17 protein-coding genes are annotated in these 18,209 nt (G+C 65.2%); 8 read left to right on the top strand and 9 right to left on the bottom strand.

The features are described from left to right. Positions 1-225: 225 nt before the first annotated feature. The 5 genes from pdxH to dinG form a co-directional block, all read right to left on the bottom strand. On the bottom strand, positions 226-873 hold the full coding sequence (gene pdxH, locus AB688_RS08770) for a pyridoxamine 5'-phosphate oxidase (RefSeq protein ID WP_063543483.1): 648 nt from the start codon (positions 871-873) through the stop codon (positions 226-228). 20 nt (positions 874-893) lie between these two features. Next, positions 894-1,886: an OmpA family protein gene (locus AB688_RS08765; protein ID WP_063543481.1), complete on the bottom strand. Its 993-nt coding sequence runs from the start codon at positions 1,884-1,886 to the stop codon at positions 894-896. A gap of 99 nt (positions 1,887-1,985) precedes the next feature. Further along, a complete protein-coding gene (locus AB688_RS08760; protein WP_063543479.1) occupies positions 1,986-3,131 on the bottom strand; it encodes a serine hydrolase domain-containing protein in 1,146 nt (381 codons plus the stop codon). 145 nt (positions 3,132-3,276) lie between these two features. Next, complete coding sequence (locus AB688_RS08755; protein ID WP_063543476.1) at positions 3,277-5,514, bottom strand: beta-galactosidase; 2,238 nt, start codon at positions 5,512-5,514, stop codon at positions 3,277-3,279. 78 nt (positions 5,515-5,592) lie between these two features. Beyond that, entirely contained in the window at positions 5,593-7,737 is a 2,145-nt protein-coding gene (gene dinG / locus AB688_RS08750; protein WP_063543474.1) for an ATP-dependent DNA helicase DinG, read from the bottom strand. A 98-nt stretch (positions 7,738-7,835) separates the two neighbouring features. Between dinG and AB688_RS08745 the strand changes: the two genes are divergently transcribed. Continuing rightward, a complete protein-coding gene (locus AB688_RS08745; protein WP_054891764.1) occupies positions 7,836-8,300 on the top strand; it encodes a CopD family protein in 465 nt (154 codons plus the stop codon). A gap of 69 nt (positions 8,301-8,369) precedes the next feature. Here AB688_RS08745 and AB688_RS08740 read toward each other — a convergent pair whose 3' ends face one another. The 4 genes from AB688_RS08740 to AB688_RS08725 all read right to left on the bottom strand — a co-directional run bounded on the left by AB688_RS08740 (position 8,370) and on the right by AB688_RS08725 (position 10,981). Further along, positions 8,370-9,128, bottom strand: a complete 759-nt coding sequence (locus tag AB688_RS08740; RefSeq protein ID WP_054891765.1) for a hypothetical protein — start codon at positions 9,126-9,128, stop codon at positions 8,370-8,372. Continuing rightward, positions 9,121-9,396, bottom strand: coding sequence for a DUF1145 domain-containing protein (locus AB688_RS08735; protein ID WP_063543472.1), 276 nt, complete (start codon positions 9,394-9,396; stop codon positions 9,121-9,123). The genes AB688_RS08740 and AB688_RS08735 overlap by 8 nt, the downstream gene beginning before the upstream one ends. A 109-nt stretch (positions 9,397-9,505) precedes the next feature. Further along, entirely contained in the window at positions 9,506-10,228 is a 723-nt protein-coding gene (locus AB688_RS08730) for an OmpA family protein (protein WP_054891767.1), read from the bottom strand. 57 nt (positions 10,229-10,285) lie between these two features. Then, complete coding sequence (locus tag AB688_RS08725) at positions 10,286-10,981, bottom strand: OmpA family protein (RefSeq protein WP_054891768.1); 696 nt, start codon at positions 10,979-10,981, stop codon at positions 10,286-10,288. 160 nt (positions 10,982-11,141) lie between these two features. Between AB688_RS08725 and AB688_RS08720 the strand changes: the two genes are divergently transcribed. The 7 genes from AB688_RS08720 (at position 11,142) to AB688_RS08690 (ending at position 18,132) form a co-directional block, all read left to right on the top strand. Beyond that, complete coding sequence (locus AB688_RS08720) at positions 11,142-11,636, top strand: DUF6231 family protein (RefSeq protein WP_054891769.1); 495 nt, start codon at positions 11,142-11,144, stop codon at positions 11,634-11,636. A 4-nt stretch (positions 11,637-11,640) separates the two neighbouring features. Further along, a complete protein-coding gene (locus AB688_RS08715) occupies positions 11,641-12,120 on the top strand; it encodes a YchJ family protein (RefSeq protein WP_063543470.1) in 480 nt (159 codons plus the stop codon). Further along, on the top strand, positions 12,120-12,596 hold the full coding sequence (locus AB688_RS08710) for an LEA type 2 family protein (RefSeq protein ID WP_054891771.1): 477 nt from the start codon (positions 12,120-12,122) through the stop codon (positions 12,594-12,596). Before AB688_RS08715 ends, AB688_RS08710 begins: the two co-directional genes overlap by 1 nt. Before the next feature lie 6 nt (positions 12,597-12,602). Continuing rightward, positions 12,603-12,806, top strand: coding sequence for an SEC-C metal-binding domain-containing protein (locus AB688_RS08705; RefSeq protein WP_063543468.1), 204 nt, complete (start codon positions 12,603-12,605; stop codon positions 12,804-12,806). Between the two features lie 102 nt (positions 12,807-12,908). Next, positions 12,909-15,347 carry a penicillin acylase family protein gene (locus AB688_RS08700; RefSeq protein ID WP_063543466.1) on the top strand — a complete coding sequence of 813 codons (2,439 nt, stop codon included), beginning with the start codon at positions 12,909-12,911 and terminating at the stop codon, positions 15,345-15,347. Positions 15,348-15,454: 107 nt separating this feature from the next. Next, positions 15,455-16,471, top strand: a complete 1,017-nt coding sequence (locus AB688_RS08695; protein ID WP_054891773.1) for a ligase-associated DNA damage response exonuclease — start codon at positions 15,455-15,457, stop codon at positions 16,469-16,471. Continuing rightward, positions 16,468-18,132: an ATP-dependent DNA ligase gene (locus AB688_RS08690; protein WP_063543464.1), complete on the top strand. Its 1,665-nt coding sequence runs from the start codon at positions 16,468-16,470 to the stop codon at positions 18,130-18,132. The genes AB688_RS08695 and AB688_RS08690 overlap by 4 nt, the downstream gene beginning before the upstream one ends. Positions 18,133-18,209: the final 77 nt, after the last annotated feature.

Genomic DNA, 18,209 nt, shown 5'->3' with positions numbered 1-18,209 from the left:
GTTGATGGGTGTCACGACACAAACGTTATTAAATTGTTTTCATTCAGCTCGAGTACAGGCGCCAAGCACCTTGCCGCCCACTTCACCAATGAGACCAAGAATAGTCGTGGATTACTTCATCGTCGCAATGACAGGGGGCGTTGGACTGTGTTTTCGCCGCTGAAGGCGGGATGAAGATCAAGCCTTACCGGGTAATGGCGAGGGCCGCAAGCGGCCCCCTGGCAATCACGGAGCCAACCGCTCGCGCTGCCACTGACCATCGATCAGCCGGTAATTGAGGCGATCGTGCAAGCGGCTGGAGCGCCCCTGCCAGAACTCGATCCGCTCAGGTAGCAAGCGGTAACCACCCCAATGGTCCGGGCAATGCGGCTGAGTGTCGGAGAACCGCGCCTCGGTAGCCTTGACCAAACCTTCGAGCGCTGCGCGATCGGCGATCACTCGGCTCTGTGGCGAGGCCCAGGCCCCCAGCCGACTGCCCAGAGGACGTACCTGGTAGTAGTCGTCCGACTCTTTTGCGCTGACTTTTTCCACTCGCCCTTCGATGCGCACCTGGCGCTCGAGCGCCGGCCAGAAGAACGTCATCGCAGCGAACGGATTGACCAGCAATTGCTGGCCCTTGGCGCTTTCATAGTTGGTGAAGAACGTGAATCCGCGCTCATCGAGCCCCTTGAGCAGCAGCACCCGACAATGCGGACGCCCTTCGCCGTCAACCGTGGCAAGGGTCATGGCATTGGCCTCGACGGGCGGCTGTTCAGTCTTCACCGCGTCGCCGAACCAATGGTGAAACAGCGCGAACGGCTCACCCGGTGCCTGGGCCTCGGCCAGGCCATCACGGGTGTAGTCGCGCCGCATGTCGGCCAGGGATTGAGTCATGGCTGCGTTTCCTTAGACGATCAATTGGTCTTCGCAGGGCTGTTGGCGGCGACTTTCTTGTCGGCAGCAGGCGCCGCTTTCTTGGCTGCGGGCTTGGTTGCCGGCTTTTTCGCGGCCGGCTTGGCTGCAGCCTTGGCGACAGGCTTTTTCGCGGCGGGCTTGGCTGCGGCCTTGGCGACAGTCTTCTTCGCGGCGGGCTTGGCATCAGCGGCCTTGGCGGGTGCCTTGGCATCCTGGGTGGCAACCATCGCCGCAGGCACCGGCGCCGGAGCTGCCTGCTGGTACTTGGCCAGCAAGGCGACCATGGTGTTCTGCGGGGTCAGCAGCATTTCCACACGGCGGTTCAGGGCTCGACCCTCGACGCTGTCATTGGCCGCGCGTGGCATCACGCCACCCATGCCCTTGAGAGTCAGGCGGTCACGCTGCAAGCCGCTCAAGCGGAAGATCGCCGAGACCGACGCGGCACGCTCGAGGCTGAGCTTCTGGTTGGCGACGGCGACACCGCTGGTATCGGCATGGCCAAGTACGAGCACGGCAGTCTTCGGGTCGCCTTCGACGATCTTGGCCACACGGGTGATCGGGCCCAGAGAAGACGGCAGCAGCATGTTCGGGCGGTCCGGGTTGTAGGAGCCGTCGACCGGCAGGGTCACCGCAAGCACGTTGTCACGACGTTCGATTTCAAGCTTGCTGTCTTTGGCGGCCTCGCGCAGCTTCGGTTCGTACTCGTCCAGCCAGGCCTGGGTGGCCTTCTGGTCGATCTTGGGCACTGCCGGCGCCTCGGCCTGCTTGTCGCTCGAGCCGAACGGCCACCACCAGCGGCTGCTGCTTTCAGACTTGGCATCGGCCTGGACGACCTTCTCGGTCACCGCGTCCTTCACGTCCTGTTCGGCAACCTTGTCCGAACCGAAGGGCCACCAGTTGAGGCCGCCGTCCTTCGAAGCGTCCTGGGAGTGGCTGGCGCAGCCGGTCATGGCCAGGCACAGGGCAAGTGCTAAGGTTTTTTGTGAAGACATCAGCGATACACCATGAATTAGAAAGAAATTTTGCCCACACACACGAGGCGTTGGCATTGAGGATAGTCAAAGGAATCGGGCATTACCCGCATTACCCGATCAAAGGCAATTACCCAGTACCCGCACCAGTTTCTGCGCACGGGGGTCCATCAATACGTAGGGGCCCAGGGTATTGGTGACGAAACCGAAGGCCACGTCGTGCTCGGGGTCGGCGAAACCGACCGATCCACCTGCCCCCGGATGACCGAAAGCCCGAGCACCCAGGCCGAAGGTGGCGTTGGCGACATCCGGCTGGTCGAGCATGCAGCCCAGGCCAAAACGGGTCTGGGTCAACAGGGTGCGATCCTGCCCAAGGCTATGCTCGCGGGTCAGTTCATCGAGCAGTTCGGACTCCAGCAGGCTGCCATCGAGCAGGCCGGCATAGAAGCCCGCCAGGCTGCGGGCATTGCCGTGGCCATTGGCAGCCGGTTGCTGCATGCGTCGCCACTCGGGTTTGTTGGTGCTGGTGAGGATCGCTGGCGGATTGGTGAAGGCGCGGGTCGACAACGCCTCGGGCTCGCGCATGGTGACCTGCAGCAAACGCTGGGCTGCGGCATCACCAGGATTACCCTTGCCACGGGCGATATGCGCCACGCGGTGGAACTCCTCATCGGCCAGCCCCACATGAAAATCCAGGCCCAACGGGCGTGCAGTGCGGGCGACGATCGAGTCACCCGGGCCACGGCCATCGGCGCGGCGGATCAGTTCGCCGATCAGCCAGCCATAGGTGATGGCGGCATAGCCATGCTCGCTGCCAGGGGTCCACCACGGCGTTTCGGCCGCTAGGGCGTCGACCATGACCTGCCAGTCGTAGAGGGCCTCGGCCGGCAACAACTCACGGATTGCCGGCAGGCCGGCGCGATGGCTCAGCAACTGGCGCAGGGTAATGCCGTCCTTGCCCGCCTGGCCAAACTCCGGCCAATAACGGGTCACCGGCACGTCCAGGGCCAGCTTGCCCTCGCCCACCAATTGCAGCGCAGTCACAGCAGTGAAGGTCTTGGTGCAGGAAAACAGGTTGGCGATGGTATCGCTGTGCCAGGCCTGCTGGCCGTCCTTGTCGGCGCTGCCCGCCCAAAGATCGATGACGGTTTCGCCACCAACCTGGATGCACAGCGCCGCGCCACGCTCCTGGGGATCATCGAACAATGCGGCAAACGCGTCGCGCACCGCTTCGAACTTCAGCTCATAGTGACCCTGGATCTGCACCCGCCTACTCTCCGTACGACCTGTCTCACAAAGTCGTGCATTGTTTCAGTAGTTGGCGGGTTTGCCTACTGAATGTGGCTGGAAGGTTGTAAGCAAAACCCCAGAGGTTAGGCGGCCAGTACTGGCCGGAACCCAACTGCTGTGCTCAGGGCGCCTTGACCTCGAGCCCCCTGCGCAATTGCTCCAATGCCTGCTGGTTGCTCCGCCTTACCGCCTCGACAAACCCCGGATAGGCCACGTCGGTGATACCGACCAGGCCCAGATGCCCATTCTCCCCGTCGAGCAAACGCCCGCTGGCTGGCTGGTCGAGGTATTGGAACCAGTGAGCACCCACGATCATCGGTTGAGCCAGGGCTGCCTTGAGGAAATTGCCGTAGGCAGGCCCACGGTCCTCTTCACGCGCGACCTCGAGCGGCCCTGGCCAGAACGGGCCACGGTCACGGGAGCCGAACTGGAACTCCGAGACCAGCACCGGCTTGTCCAGCTCGGCCAACCGGGCGAAGTCGTAGCCGTCCTCGGGCTTGAGGGTATAGAAGTTGAAGCTGAGCACATCGCAGAACTCGGCACAGGCCTTCACTGCCTCAGGTGTACTGATGGCGTAGCGTCCACCCAGCAACAAATGGTTGGGCGCATGCCATTTCAGCGCATCGGAGATGGTCTTGAAGTAGGTCTGTGCGAACACCTGCTGGAAGTACTGATAGTCACGCTCGATTTCCGGGTGCTCAGGGTTGGGCAGTGGCGCCTCGAAACCGGGGTCCTCCATGAGCTCCCAGGCTTTCAGTTCGATACCCCAAGCCTTCGACAGCCCCTCCTGGTTTCGGTACTTGTCACGCAACTGCTTGAGGAAGGCGCGCTTGGCCGGCACATCGGTGGTCAGGCGCAAGGTGCCATAAGCCAGGCCATACCGCGCCTTGGGATCATCGCCCGGCGCCGCCCAGGCCAGTTCGTTGTCAGCGAAATAACCGATCAGCCACGGGTCGTCGCGATGATCCCGCGCGGCAATGGCCACCGCACGTTCTGTAGCCATGGCAAATCGCGGGTCGAACGGGTCGGGCATGCGCCCCCACCAGTCCATGCCGGTGCTGATACTGGCATAGTCACCGACGATCGACAGCGGCAGGGTGTACGGCATGCGCCTGGCCTGGCTCAGGGCCGGATCGCTCCAGTTACCCAGGGTGTTGAACCCCCAGGCCTGCAAACGATCGAGGCTGTGCACCTGCCAGCGCTCGGCATCGACACCGGCGGCCGGGCAGTCCACCAGAGGCTGCCCCTCGGGCGCGGGGGCGCAGGGCTTGGCATAGGTGCGCTGCAGGTTCGCAGCATAGAAGTCATACCAACGCCCTTGCTTGAAGCCACGCCCTAGGGAAGACGCATTACCGTCGTTATTGTTGCCTTGGCCATAGAACGCCGCGAGCGGGTCGCCCTCCCCAGGCAACCCTTTGAACATCGATTCTCGGCCCGCGACGTAAGTGCGCCCGCCATCGGCGGCCACCGCGTTGACGCCCAGCGAGTAGAACGGGTGCCCCTGCGGGGTCACCAGGAACCAGCGGCCGTCGCGCTTTTCAGTGCGGAAGAAGCCGGTGGCTTCGAAGGTTGGTCCGGCCACCAGGCCGCCGTACGTGTCCAGTTTCTGCTTGTCGCGCTCGGCCAGCCAGGCCTTGAGCTGCTGGCGCTCACGGGCATCGGCGGCCTTGAGTTGCTCATCGTTGACGATTTTTTCCGGCCAGCGGCCTCGGGTGGACTGGCCATAGGCATCGATCAAATCGCCGTAGGCCGCCCGGTATGCCTGGTCATCATCCTGTATCCCGACCTTTTCGATCAGCAGGTTCTGCGCGACCTTGGGTCGGGGAATGCTCAGGCTGATCGAAACCACCTGTTTGAGATCTATCTCGCCCGCGCTGCTGGTCAACAGCACGCGTTGCCCTTCGTACGTCCAAGGCATCGGCGGACCGGCACGCATGCCCTGACTCAACGGAGAACTGGCCTTGAGCGGCACCATCACCGTCTGCGCCGGGCCCGCTGGCAGGTCGATGCGGCTGGTGAGCGTACGCCCATCGCTGCCCAGCAGCGTGACATCCACGGTCAAGGCCCAGTCCATCGCACTTTGCAGGCGTAGCGTCAGAAACTGCCCTGTCGACCAGTCCCAGGTCCCTGCCTGCGGGCTGAGGCGCAAGGTCGGACGCTCCACCGGGTTGAATACCACGCGCCGCAGCACTTCGCCTTCGGCTGTTTGCTCCGCGTTGTACTGCGGCATCCCCGTGTCTTCGGTGGTCACGGTGACGACCGAACTCGGGCGTACGAAGCTGAACAACGTCTGCTGGGCTGCCAGCAACGGGGTACTGAACAACAAGGTGAAAACGACGGGCAAGGTACGGCGGATCATGTGGACGTGGCTCTCCTTCAAGGCCCTCGTGGACCTGGTCGAGTCATGGACAACGGGCCAGGCATCATGCTCCGGCCGTTACTGGATCTCCCGCCGGAAGGGCGGCAGCGCATTGAGAATAGCCTTGCCGTAGCGTTGGGTGACCAGCCGTCGATCGAGCAAGGTGATGACACCCCGGTCCTGCTCGGTACGCAGCAGACGACCGCAGGCCTGGATCAGGCGCAGGGAGGCGTCGGGCACGGCGATTTCCATGAACGGGTTACCGCCACGCGCCTCGATCCACTCCGCCAGGGCCGCCTCGACAGGGTCGTCTGGCACGGCGAACGGAATCTTGGCGATGACCACGTGCTCGCAATAAGCACCTGGCAGGTCGACACCCTCGGCGAAACTGGCCAGGCCAAACAACACGCTGTGCTGACCGTCATCGACCCGGGCCTTGTGCTTGTTCAGCGTCTCCTGCTTGGACAGGTTGCCCTGGATCAGCACCAGCTTGCGCCAGTCGCGGTCCAGGCCATCGAACACGTCCTGCATCTGCTTGCGCGAAGAGAACAGCACCAGCGCGCCACGGGCGTCTTCGACGATGTTCGGCAATTCGCGGATGATCGCCGCAGTATGGCCCGCCGCATCGCGCGGGTCGGCACCCAGGTCGGGCACCCGCAGCAAGCCGGCATCGCCATGCACGAATGGGCTGGGCACGACGCAGGTCACCGCATCACGCGGCAGCCCGGAGCGCATGCGGAAGCGGTCGAACTTGCCCAGCGCAGTCAGGGTCGCCGAAGTGACCAGCGCACCATGGGCAACGCTCCACAGGCTGCGGCGCAGCATTTCGGCGGCGAGAATCGGGCTGGCGTTGACCTCGATGTCGAACAGCGCCCCACTTTCGGCCAGTGTCAGCCAACGCGCCATGGGCGGGCTGTCTTCAGGGTCTTCGGCGGTGAAGGCGGTCCACAGCTCCCAGTTGCCCTGGGCACGGGTGACCAGGCTGCCAAACAGCGGGTACCACTCTTCAGCCTGGTGGCTGGCGATGCCGATATTGACCTCACCGTCCATGCCTTCCTTTAACAGGTCGGCAAGCCGGGTGAACAGATCGTTGAGGCGGGCGAAGCCCTTTTTCAGCTCGATGCCGACCTCGCGGATCTGCTCCGGCACGACGCCCCCCTCGAAGCGGTAGCGCGGACGATCACGCCCTTCCATGTCTTCACCGGGCCGGAAATCGGCAACCTGTTCGCACAGGGTGAACATGAACTGCTGCTGGGTGCGGATTTCCCGCGCCAGCTCCGGCACCTGCTCGATCAGCTTGCCCAGGTCGCCTGGCAACGGGTGCTGGGCCAACAGCTTGGTGAGGTTCTTGGCCGTCTGCTCCAGCCAGTCGGCCGTGGAGCGCAGCCGCGAATAATGGGCGAAATGGCCGATGGCCTTGTCTGGCAGGTGATGGCCTTCGTCGAACACGTACATCGTGTCGCGCGGGTCGGGCAGTACCGCGCCACCGCCCAGGGCCAGGTCGGCCAGGACCATGTCGTGGTTGGTGACGATCACATCGACCTTGCCCATGCCTTCGCGCGCCTTGTAGAACACGCACTGCTGGAAGTTCGGGCAATGTCGGCCGGTGCACTGGCTGTGGTCGGTGGTCAGGCGCGCCCAGTCCTGGTCCTCGAGGGTTTCCGACCAACTGTCGCGGTCGCCGTCCCAGCGATTGCCGGCAAGTTTCTCGATCATGCTGTTGAACAGCTTCTGGCTGCGCTCGTCGACTTCGATGTGGAAGCCTTCTTCTTCGAACAGCTGGGCGGTCGCCGACTGGGCGTGGCCCTCCTGCAGCAGCACGTCGAGCTTGGACAGGCACAGGTAGCGCCCACGCCCTTTGGCCAGAGCGAAGCTGAAGTTCAGGCCGCTGTTGCGCATCAGGTCGGGCAGGTCCTTGAAGACGATCTGCTCCTGCAGGGCGACGGTGGCGGTGGCGATCACCAGGCGCTTGCCGGCGGCCTTGGCGGCGGGAATCGCGGCGAGGCTGTAGGCGACCGTCTTGCCGGTACCGGTGCCGGCCTCGACCGCAACCACGGCAGGTTCGCCGGCCCGGCGACCTTCATCATCGCAGGCGATGTCGCCGAGTACCTTGGCCACTTCGGCGATCATCAGGCGCTGGCCGTAACGCGGCTTGAGGCTCTTGGCTTCGAGAAACCGCGAATAGGCGCCCTGGATGGTGGCTTTGAGTTCGTTGCTGATCATGGTCTGCGGGCGCCCGAAGGGCTGGATATATTTTCAGTGTTTCGCATGGGGCGGCTATCATACCCCGCTATTGCCCTTTGTGCCGCATGGAGATCCGGATGCTTGCCTTTGCCCTGCCCTACACACTGCATGTCCTGGCCGCCCTTGTCTGGGTTGGCGGGATGTTCTTCGCCTGGCTGGTACTGCGCCCGGCAACGGTCGCAGCGCTGGAAGGGCCCGCGCGGCTGCGGCTGTGGGTGGAAGTATTCCGACGCTTCTTCGGATGGGTCTGGCTGGCGATAGCGGTGCTGGCGATAAGTGGTATCGGCATGTTGCACATGCGATTTTCCGGCTTCGAGACCGCGCCCCGCTATGTACAACTGATGATGGGCGGCGGGATCGTGATGTTTGCCTTGTTCCTGCGCGTGCAGGCGCTGCTGCTGCCGGAACTGCGCGCTGCGGTGCAGGCCGAGGACTGGCCGGCGGGTGCCGGGGTGCTGGGCAGGATCCGACGGATGGTGGGGATCAACCTGCTGCTGGGCATTGCCGTGGTGGCAGTGGCCAGCGCTCGCGTCATGTTCTGAAGTCATTGACTCGGGGCCGCAACGCGGCCCCTGGGATCGCAAACGCTTGAGAGCGCAACGCGCTCCCCGTCAAAGCCGCTGCAGAATCAACTCCCCCGCGGTACCGGCAAGCCCCGGTTGCCCTGGCAGGCCCGGACGACCGTTGGCACCGGCCTCGGTGCGATACACCAGGCACCCCTTGCTCGCACCACCCTGCCCGGCCTTGCCGGCAGCGCCCGGCTTGCCCGGTGCACCACCATCGAGGCGTACCTGGATACGCTCCTGCGGGAAGTCTGCCGGCAGGGCCAGGCGAATCCGGCCTCCGGCTGCGCCGTCATGCCCATTGCCCCCGTTGTCACCGTTCGCGCCACGGCTGGCGGTGCCCCAGGTACACCCTCCGGCCGTGCCATTGCCGCCATCGAGGCCGGCATAGCCCGGTGCCCCGGCGCCGCCACGGGCGTCGATCGACAGCTGCTCGGCCTCCAGCGTTTGCAGGCGCAAGTCGAGGTCACGACCGGGACGCGCCGCACGCTCGTAGCTGCCCGGTGCCCCAGGCGCGCTGATTTCACTGCCGACACCCAGCACGGCACTGCTCGCTTCAATGCTCAAGGCGCTTTGCGCCGGGGCGATGGCGATGCGCGCGTCACGGCCCAGTTCGAGGTGGTCGATCTTCAATGTGGTGAGCGTGGCGGGCAGCAGCAAGGTCGCCGAATCGGCCACCTGCACGCGCTCCAGGTGCACGCTGGACGCCTTGTTCGGCAGGCGCAGCATCGAATGGGCAGCGACTTCGAGACTCTCGGCCTGGGCCAGCGGGGTGGCCAGCGCGGCCAGCAACATCAACTTACGCATGGCGCGAAGCCTCCTGCGGACGGGGAATGGACATGACATGGAAGATGCCGGTCAGCAGGATCTGCAAGCGATCGAACCAGCGATGGCTGCGCCCGCGCAGGCTGGCGTTGAAGAACAACACCTCCAGCACATGCAAGCCCAGCAGCATGATGCCTGCCGCATTGATCAGCAGATTGAACGGCAGGGGTTGCGGCATCAACAGATTGACCAGCACCACCCACCAGAAAACCACCGTCAGGGCCTTGCCCAGGCCCAGGATGAACTTCATACCCCGCCCCCCGACTGTCTTGTACTGTCTTTGTTATGCGCGCGCGGCCCGTTCGAGCGGGCCGTGCGCACAACAGTACCGCCGCGCCAGGGCGCGCGCCAGAGGCGATTCAGTTCAGGTGCAGTTCCACCCGTCGGTTCTGCGCTCGCCCTTCGTCGGTGTCGTTGTCGGCCACCGGCTCGCTTTCACCGCGACCTTGACTGGTCACCTTGGCCGGCGATAGCCCTTGCCCGATCAAGTACTGCGCAACACTGGCCGCGCGGCGTTCGGACAGGCCCTGGTTGTAGTGGTCGGCGCCTACGCTATCGGTATGTCCGATCACCCTGATGGCCGTCACGCTGGGGTCGCCAAGTTTCGGCAACAGCGCTTGCAGGCGCTGTTGGGCTGGGGCCGACAGCTGTGCGGAGTCGAACGCAAACAGCACCTGGCCTTGATCGTCGAGGGTGATCACCTCAGGCGCAGGTGCTGGGGCCTCGGGTTTGGGCGTCGAAGGCGGATACTGCGGGAGCGGGCAGCCCATGTGGTCGACTGCCGTACCTTTGGGGGTGTCCGGGCAGCGATCACGACGGTCGAACACACCATCGCCATCTTCGTCACCATCCTGGGCGTAACAGATCAGGCCACCGGCGATGGCTCCGGCAACACCGGCACCGGTCGCCCAGCTGGAGCTTTCGATCGCGCCCAGACCGCCACCGACCAGCCCGCCGAGCAGGCTGCAGACCGGCCAGGTCCGTTGATTGAGGGGGGCGCTGCCATCACTGTGGGTGGCGCACCCGTTCAGCAGGCTGGAGGCCAGCAGCAGCGACACAGCCGTCTTCGACAAGGTATTCATGGGTCATATCCCCGGTGAATGCGCCCACGCCACGGCTAAAGACGTGGGCGCGGGCGGTCAGCGCTGGATCTTGATCTCGGTGCGGCGGTTCATGGCGCGGCCATCGGCCGTGGCGTTGTCAGCCACAGGCTGGGTCTCGCCCGCTCCCACTACCGAAACGAAGCTGCTGCGCGGTACGCCGCTGGTCACCAGATAGTCGGTCACCGAATGGGCACGACGCTCGGAGAGCTTCTGGTTGTAGCTGTCGGAGCCGACGCTGTCGGTATGGCCGGTCACGCTCAGGCGAGCGCTGGGTGCCTCCTGCTTAAGGCGCGTGGCGATGGTGTTCAGGCGTTCCTTGTCGGTTGCGGTCAGGCGCGCGGAATCGAACTCGAAGTGCACGTCACGGATGACGATGACTTCTTCCTTCTCGACCACGACGACTTCCTCGACCACAGCGACCGGTTCGGGCGGGCAGCCGTTGGCATCGACCTGCACGCCACGCGGGGTGCCTGGGCACTTGTCGCGGCTGTCGGGCACGCCATCGCCATCTTCGTCGCCATCGCCATGGGCCCAGCAGTAGCCCGCCGCCAGGCCACCGCCGAGCAACGCGCCCCAGCCGGCCCAGCTGGAGCTTTCGATGGCGCCCAGGGCTGCGCCACCCACGCCCCCGACGGCAGCACACTTCGGCCAGTCGGTTTTTTGCAAACCTGCACAACCAGTCAACACACTGGTGAGCAGAACCAGGGGTATCGCTGTGCGTACTATGCTCATTTTCGTTGCTTCTCCTAGGGGGATCGGTGCAGAACCGATGCTCTGGGAGTAAAGACCGCCTATTCCCTCTCTGCCAGCAATTAGCCACGACGCGATGCTGCGCCTCTTTGCCGTCAGGGCTGGGACCGCTAGTCTTGAGCGACCTGAACGAGGATTGGCAATGACCGACGGTTTTTCCCAGCGTACCCCCCAACAGGCCCTGGCGGCCCTTCTCGAGCGCTTCGCACCCGCGCGCCTGCTATTGGTCGGCACACGTTTCCCGGCCCTGGAGGCCTTCGCCGCAGCCCACCCGACAGCGCAACTGTCGGTGGCTGCGCCCGGTCCGTTGCCTGCCGACCTGGCGGCGCAACGCTTCGACCTCGCGGTGCTGGTCGATTGCCTCGAGCACTTGCCCAAGCGCAGCGGGCTGGAACTGCTCGGCGGCATTCGCAATCTGAATGCCAGCAAGGTCGCGGTTCTGGCCGACCTGGCCGCCTGTGGCTGGCAGGACACCGATTTCTTCGCCCTGGCGCTGTCGGCCAGCGAGAAATTCCGTCGCGACGAGCAGGTACTGAGCCTGTTCACCTATGATCTACATGACTACAAGCAAGTCCCGGACTGGCTCAATGCCAAGTTCTGGGCGAATCCGCAAAACTTTGGCAAGTACTGGTGGTGATTTCATGAGTGTCTCGGTCTGCCCCTGTGGCAGCGGCAATCTTCTCGACGCATGCTGCGGGCATTACCATGCCGGCACCCCGGCACCGGATGCCCAGACGCTGATGCGCTCGCGCTACAGCGCCTATGTGCTGGGGCTGGTGGATTACCTGGTAGCCACCACGCTTCCCGCCCAGCAGGCCGGGCTGGACCGCGCCGGCATTGCCGCCTGGAGTGCACAGAGCACCTGGCTGGGGTTGGAGGTGGAAAGTGCGCAGGTCCTGGGTGGGCAACCGGAACATGCGTTCGTCACCTTCACGGCACGCTGGCACGACCAGCAGGGCGACCACCAGCACCGCGAGCGCTCGGCTTTCGTGCAGAACGCCGGGCGCTGGTACTTCATCGATCCGACCGTCGAGCTCAAGGCGGGGCGCAACGACCCCTGCCCCTGCGCCAGCGGGCAGAAGTTCAAGAAATGCTGCGCCAGCTACCTCGGTAACCGATGATGAGCGCCCTGGCCCGACTGCTCCTGCTTGGCCTCACCCTGGCCTTGCTGGGTGGCTGTGCGGGATGGGGCGGCAACCACTGGCGCGAGCCTGAGGTGCACCTGGTCAGGGTGGAAACCGTCAAGGCGCGCCTGCATCAGCAGGAGTTCATCCTGCACCTGCGCATCGACAACCCCAACGACAGCCGCCTGTTCATCCGCAACCTGTCGTACGCAATCCGGCTCAACGACCTGCTGCTGGTGCAGGACGAGACCAGTGTCTGGCGCAGTGTCGGCGGACATGCCCGGCGTACCTTCAAGATCACCGCGCGCACCAACCTGTGGCAGCACCTCAAGCCCCTCGCCAAACTGCTGAAAAGCGGCGATCCGCTGCACTACACCCTGCAAGGCGAACTCAATACCGGCCTGATCAGTCGACGGGACCTGCACTTGTCGCGCAGTGGTGAGATAATCCCCGGCGATCTTCAACCGGAGTAACCCGCAATGACCCAGCAACCCCATGTCCATGGCCCCGACTGCAACCACGGTCACGATCATCACCATGGTCATGACCACGGCCATGTGCACGGCCCGCACTGCAACCACGGCCACCAGGAACCGGTGCGCAACGCCCTGAAGGACGTCGGACGCAACGATCCATGCCCGTGCGGCAGCGAGAAGAAATTCAAGAAGTGCCACGGCGCGTAACGCCGCTCCGGGTGGCGCTGCGTTTGCCGCTTGCAGCCCGGCGCGCGCCGCCCTACCTTTAGCGCCTTTCCGACCCCGCCACGCCCCCCAGGAGCCTTCGTCATGGCCGCCCCCGTGTTTCCTCCCTTCCGCCCTCGGTTCGGCACCAGCGCAGTGCTGCTCGGCATGCTCGGGCTCGCCGGCTGCCAGATGGGCGGCTACCAGGACAGCGTGCCACCGACCACCGGCGTCCAGCCACTCAAAGGCCTGGCGCAGAACGTCTCGGTACGACGCAACGCCATGGGCGCACCGTTGATCGAGAGCAGCAGTTTCCACGATGCGCTGTTCAGCCTCGGCTACGTCCATGCGGGCGACCGCATCGAACAGATGGTCGCCATGCGCCTGCTCGCCCAGGGGCGACTGGCCGAGATCGCTGGCTCCGAAGCCCTGGACATCGACCGCCTGATGCGCGCCGCCAACCTCAAGCAGAGCGCCGGCCAGCTGTATGCCGACGCCTCGCCGCGCCTGAAGCGCTTCTTCGAGGTCTATGCCCGCGGGGTCAACGCCTATCTGTTCCGCTACCGCGACAAGCTGCCGGCCGAACTCGCCCGCAGCGGCTATCGCCCCGAATACTGGAAGCCCGAAGACTCGGCGCTGATCTTCAGCCTCTACGCCTTCAGCCAATCGGTGAACCTGCAGGAGGAACTCTCGGCCCTGACCCTGGCGCAGAAGGTCGGCAGCGACAAGCTCGCCTGGCTGCTGCCAGGTGCACCCGACGAGCCTCTGGCCGAGGGCGAGACCGACAAGCTCAAGGGCATCAACCTGGCCAGCCAGATCCCCGGCCTGAACGACGTCGCCGCCGCCAGCCAGAAGCTCGCCGACCTCGACTTGCTGGGCAGCCCCGGTTCCTCGAACCTGGCCCTGGGCCCTCTGCGCAGCCGCAGCGGCAAGAGCCTGCTGGCCAGCGACAGCCGCGCCGCCTGGGCGCTGAGCCCGGTACAGATTCACACAGGCAAGTACCAGGTCGCCGGCCTGTCGCTGCCCGGCCTGCCGATCGTGCTGGCCGGCTACAACGGCAAGCTGGCCTGGAGCAGCAGCGCGGTGATGGCCGACAACCAGGACCTGTTCCTTGAGCAACTGCGCCGCCAGGGCAGCCAACTCACCTACCTGGCCGACGGCAAGTGGCAGCCGGCCCGCGCGCGTAACGAAACCTTCTTCGTGCGCGGCCAGCGCCCGGTGCGCGAAGTGCTGTACGACACCCGCCACGGCACCCTGCTCGGCCAACCCGGCAACGGCTATGGCCTGGCCCTGCACCTGCCGCAGCTCAAGGACGACAAGAGCCTCGATGCGCTGTTCGACCTGACCCGCGCCAGCAACCTCGAACGCGCCTTCGACAGCACCCGCGAAATCGGCGCCGCTGCGCTGAACTTCGTCTTCGCCGAGCCCGAGCACATTGGCTGGCAGGTCAGTGGCCGTTACCCCAATCGCCGCGAAGGCCAGGGCCTGCTGCCTTCGCCGGGCTGGGACGGACGCTTCGACTGGGACGGTTTCGCCGATGCGATGCTCCACCCCTACGACCAGGACCCGCCCAGCGGCTGGATCGGCCATGCCAACCAGCGCAGCCTGCCCAAGGGCTACGGCATGCAGCTGTCCAGCACCTGGTACTACCCCGAACGCGCGGAGCGCCTGGGCCAGTTGGCCGGTAACGGGCGTCATGACAGCCGTAGCCTGATGGCCCTGCAGAACGACCAGGTCACCCTGCTGGCCGACAAGCTCAAGCGCATGTTCGACGCCCCGGGCATGGCCCAGCCGCTCAAGCAGGCCATCGATGCCCTGCCCGCCGAGCAGCGCGACAAGGCTCGTGAAGCCCTGACCCGGCTCAAGGCTTTCGATGGCCGCCTGAGCCCAGTCTCGGCCGATGCGGCGCTGTACGAACTGTTCCTCCAGGCCGTCACCCGCCAGACCTTCCTCGACGAGCTTGGCCCCGAGTCCAGCCCGGCCTGGCAAGCGTTTGTCAGCAACGCCCGGCTGTCGTACTCGGCCCAGGCCGACCACCTGCTTGGTCGCGAAGACAGTCCGTTCTGGGATGACCGCAGCACGCCGCAGAAAGAAGACAAACCGACCATCCTCGCCCGCAGCCTGGCCGCCGCGGTGGATGCCGGTGTCGCACAGATGGGCGCCGACCGGCGTGCCTGGCAATGGGGCAAGCTGCACCAGTACCGCTGGCCAGCACCGAACTACCACGGGCTCGGCGACACCGTCAGCCGCGCGCCGATGGCCACCGGCGGTGACTTCAGCACCCTGGCCCTGACCCCTTACCCCTGGGGCAACGGTTTCGAAACCAGCCTGCCAGCCTCCGCACGCATGGTCGTCGACTTCGGCCAGGCCGAACCGCTGCAGATCCTGACCAGCAGCGGCCAGTCCGGCAACCCCGCCAGCCCTCACTACAGTGACGGCCTGGACGCCTGGTTCAAGGGGCGCTTCATGAGCCTGCCCGTGCAACCGCAGAACTTTGCCCGCGCCTATGGCAGCCAACGCCTGACGCTGGTGCCGGGCAAGTAGGCGGCTACCCCGAGCGGCTCGTCCGGGCCGCTCGTCAGCACCATGTCATCCGAACTTCCGGGCCAGCGCTGCGCTCCTAACTTGTAACCTCAGCCAGCGCGAACGCCATGGACCTCGTCATCGCCCGCCCCGAAGGCCTGTACTGCCCGCCCGGGGACTTCTACATCGACCCCTGGCGCCCGGTTGACCGTGCGGTGATCACCCATGGGCACGGCGACCATGCGCGCACCGGCAACGGCCATTACCTGTGTGCCGAACCCGGCGCCGGTATCCTGCGCAGCCGTCTTGGCCAGGACATCGACCTGCAAACCCTGCCTTATGGAGAACGCCTCCAGCATCACGGCATCACCTTGAGCTTCCACCCTGCCGGCCACGTGCTCGGCTCGGCCCAGGTGCGCCTTGAACACCAGGGCCAGGTGTGGGTCGCCTCGGGCGACTACAAAGTTGAGCCAGACGGCACCTGCGCGCCGTTCGAGCCGGTGCGCTGCCACACCTTCATCACCGAATCCACCTTCGGCCTGCCGATCTATCGCTGGCCCTCGCAGGCCGAGGTGTTCGAAGGCATCAACGCCTGGTGGCGTGCCAATCGGGACCAGGGCAAGGCCAGCGTGCTGTTCTGCTACGCCTTCGGCAAAGCCCAGCGCATTCTCCACGGGCTGGACGCAGGCATAGGGCCGATCGTGGTGCACGGCGCGGTCGAGCCGCTCAACCGCGTCTACCGCGAAGCCGGGATCGCCCTGCCCGAGACCCTGTACGCTGGCGATCTGCCACGCAACGATCCACGCCTGCGCCAAGCCCTGGTGCTGGCACCACCCTCTGCAGGCGGCAGTAGCTGGATGCGCCGTTTCGGCGACTACAGCGATGCCTTCGCCAGTGGCTGGATGCTGCTGCGTGGCACCCGACGCCGGCGTGGTGTCGATCGCGGCTTCGTACTCTCCGACCATGCCGACTGGCCTGGGCTGCTGTGGGCAATCGGCGAAACCGGTGCTGAACGGGTAATGGTCACCCATGGCTCGGTCAACGTGCTGGTGCGCTACCTGTGCGAACAGGGCCTGGACGCCCGCGCCTTCGCCACCGAGTACGGCGAGGAAGACGACACGCCCGCGCCGGAGAGCGCCACATGAAGGCCTTTGCCGAACTCTACCTGCGCCTGGACGCCACCACTTCGAGCAACGCCAAGCTGCAGGCCCTGCGCGACTATTTCGCCGAGGCTCCCGCCGCCGATGCGGCCTGGGCGGTGTACTTCCTGGCCGGAGGCCGCCCGCGCCAACTGGTGCCGACCCGTCTGCTACGCGAGCTGGCCACGCAGTTGGCAGACCTGCCCGACTGGCTGTTCGAAGAGAGCTACCAGGCTGTCGGCGACCTGGCCGAGACCATTTCCCTGCTGTTGCCCCAGCACCGACACGATACCGACGAGGGTCTGGCCGTGTGGGTCGAGCAGCACCTGCTGCCCTTGCGCGGGCAACCGGCGGATGAGGTGCGCCAGCGCTTGCCGACACTCTGGGAAAGGCTGGACCGCCCCAGCCTGATGCTCTGCCTGAAGTTGATCACCGGCAGCTTCCGTGTCGGCGTCTCCAAGCTGCTGGTCACCCGTGCGCTGGCGCAGTTGTCGGGGCTGGATGCCAAGCGTGTGGCCCAGCGCCTGGTCGGCTATACCGACCTGGCTCATCGCCCCGTTGCTGAAAGCTACCTGAAGCTGATCGCCCCCGAGTCCGACGACGAACACGCCCAGCGCGGCGGCCAGCCCTATCCGTTCTTTCTCGCCCACGCCCTGCAGGCGCCACTGGAACAGTTCGAGACACTGCTCGGCCCGGTCGATGACTGGCAGGCAGAATGGAAGTGGGATGGCATCCGCGCCCAGGTGGTCAAGCGCGAGGGCCAGCTGTGGATCTGGTCACGGGGCGAGGAACTGGTCACCGAGCGTTTTCCCGAGTTGCACAGCCTGATAGAGACATTGCCTGATGGCACCGTGCTCGATGGCGAGATTCTGGTATGGAAGCCCGGCGCCGGCGACGACAGTCTGGCAGTGCAGCCCTTTGCTCTGCTCCAGCAGCGGCTGGGCCGCAAGACCCTGGGCCGCAAACTGCTGGCCGATGCGCCGGTGGTGCTGCAAGCCTACGACCTGCTGGAATGGCACGGCGAGGACTGGCGCAGTCGCCCACAGCACGAGCGCCGGGGGCAACTGGAACGCGTGCTGGTCGAGTACCCCTTGGCCCCCGTGCTGCTTTCACCCCTGGTGCAGGCACCGAACTGGATAGCCCTGGCCGAGCAACGTGAGCAGTCGCGCAACCTGGGGGTGGAAGGGCTCATGCTGAAGCGGCGCGATGCCCTGTACGGCGTCGGCCGCACCAAGGACCTGGGCCTGTGGTGGAAATGGAAGGTCGACCCGTTCAGCGTGGACGCCGTGCTGATCTACGCCCAGCGCGGCCATGGCCGACGCGCCAGCCTCTATAGTGACTACACCTTCGCCGTCTGGGATGCCCCTGCAGGAACAGCGCAACGCAACCTGGTGCCATTCGCCAAAGCCTATTCAGGCTTGAGCGACGAAGAGATGCGCAAGGTCGATGCGATCATCCGCAAGACCACGGTGGAAACCTTCGGCCCGGTACGCAGCGTCACCCCGACGCTGGTCTTCGAGTTGGGTTTCGAAGGCATCGCCCTGTCCAAGCGACACAAGAGCGGCATCGCCGTACGCTTCCCGCGCATGCTGCGCTGGAGGCTCGACAAACCGGTCGAGGAGGCCGACGACCTGGCAACCCTGCAGAGCTTGCTGGGCCCTGCATAGCTGCTTGTACGCACACCAGCATGCACAAAGCCCCGGTTTGTGCTTCTATTTCCAGTCGCCCATGTTCACAGCCCAGC

The sequence above is a fragment of the Pseudomonas putida genome (genome assembly GCF_001636055.1).
In the GTDB taxonomy this organism is placed as follows: domain Bacteria; phylum Pseudomonadota; class Gammaproteobacteria; order Pseudomonadales; family Pseudomonadaceae; genus Aquipseudomonas; species Aquipseudomonas machongensis.
Note: the sequence above shows the minus strand (reverse complement) of the source record. Positions and strands in the feature narration are given on the sequence as shown.

Bases quoted from the DNA above. Each gene is read 5' to 3' on its own strand.
- pdxH (WP_063543483.1), bottom strand. From the start codon at position 873: ATGACTCAATCCCTGGCCGACATGCGGCGCGACTACACCCGTGATGGC.
- AB688_RS08765 (WP_063543481.1), bottom strand. From the start codon at position 1,886: ATGTCTTCACAAAAAACCTTAGCACTTGCCCTGTGCCTGGCCATGACC.
- AB688_RS08755 (WP_063543476.1), bottom strand. From the start codon at position 5,514: ATGATCCGCCGTACCTTGCCCGTCGTTTTCACCTTGTTGTTCAGTACC.
- dinG (WP_063543474.1), bottom strand. From the start codon at position 7,737: ATGATCAGCAACGAACTCAAAGCCACCATCCAGGGCGCCTATTCGCGG.
- AB688_RS08745 (WP_054891764.1), top strand. From the start codon at position 7,836: ATGCTTGCCTTTGCCCTGCCCTACACACTGCATGTCCTGGCCGCCCTT.
- AB688_RS08740 (WP_054891765.1), bottom strand. From the start codon at position 9,128: ATGCGTAAGTTGATGTTGCTGGCCGCGCTGGCCACCCCGCTGGCCCAG.
- AB688_RS08735 (WP_063543472.1), bottom strand. From the start codon at position 9,396: ATGAAGTTCATCCTGGGCCTGGGCAAGGCCCTGACGGTGGTTTTCTGG.
- AB688_RS08730 (WP_054891767.1), bottom strand. From the start codon at position 10,228: ATGAATACCTTGTCGAAGACGGCTGTGTCGCTGCTGCTGGCCTCCAGC.
- AB688_RS08725 (WP_054891768.1), bottom strand. From the start codon at position 10,981: ATGAGCATAGTACGCACAGCGATACCCCTGGTTCTGCTCACCAGTGTG.
- AB688_RS08720 (WP_054891769.1), top strand. From the start codon at position 11,142: ATGACCGACGGTTTTTCCCAGCGTACCCCCCAACAGGCCCTGGCGGCC.
- AB688_RS08715 (WP_063543470.1), top strand. From the start codon at position 11,641: ATGAGTGTCTCGGTCTGCCCCTGTGGCAGCGGCAATCTTCTCGACGCA.
- AB688_RS08710 (WP_054891771.1), top strand. From the start codon at position 12,120: ATGAGCGCCCTGGCCCGACTGCTCCTGCTTGGCCTCACCCTGGCCTTG.
- AB688_RS08705 (WP_063543468.1), top strand. From the start codon at position 12,603: ATGACCCAGCAACCCCATGTCCATGGCCCCGACTGCAACCACGGTCAC.
- AB688_RS08700 (WP_063543466.1), top strand. From the start codon at position 12,909: ATGGCCGCCCCCGTGTTTCCTCCCTTCCGCCCTCGGTTCGGCACCAGC.
- AB688_RS08695 (WP_054891773.1), top strand. From the start codon at position 15,455: ATGGACCTCGTCATCGCCCGCCCCGAAGGCCTGTACTGCCCGCCCGGG.
- AB688_RS08690 (WP_063543464.1), top strand. From the start codon at position 16,468: ATGAAGGCCTTTGCCGAACTCTACCTGCGCCTGGACGCCACCACTTCG.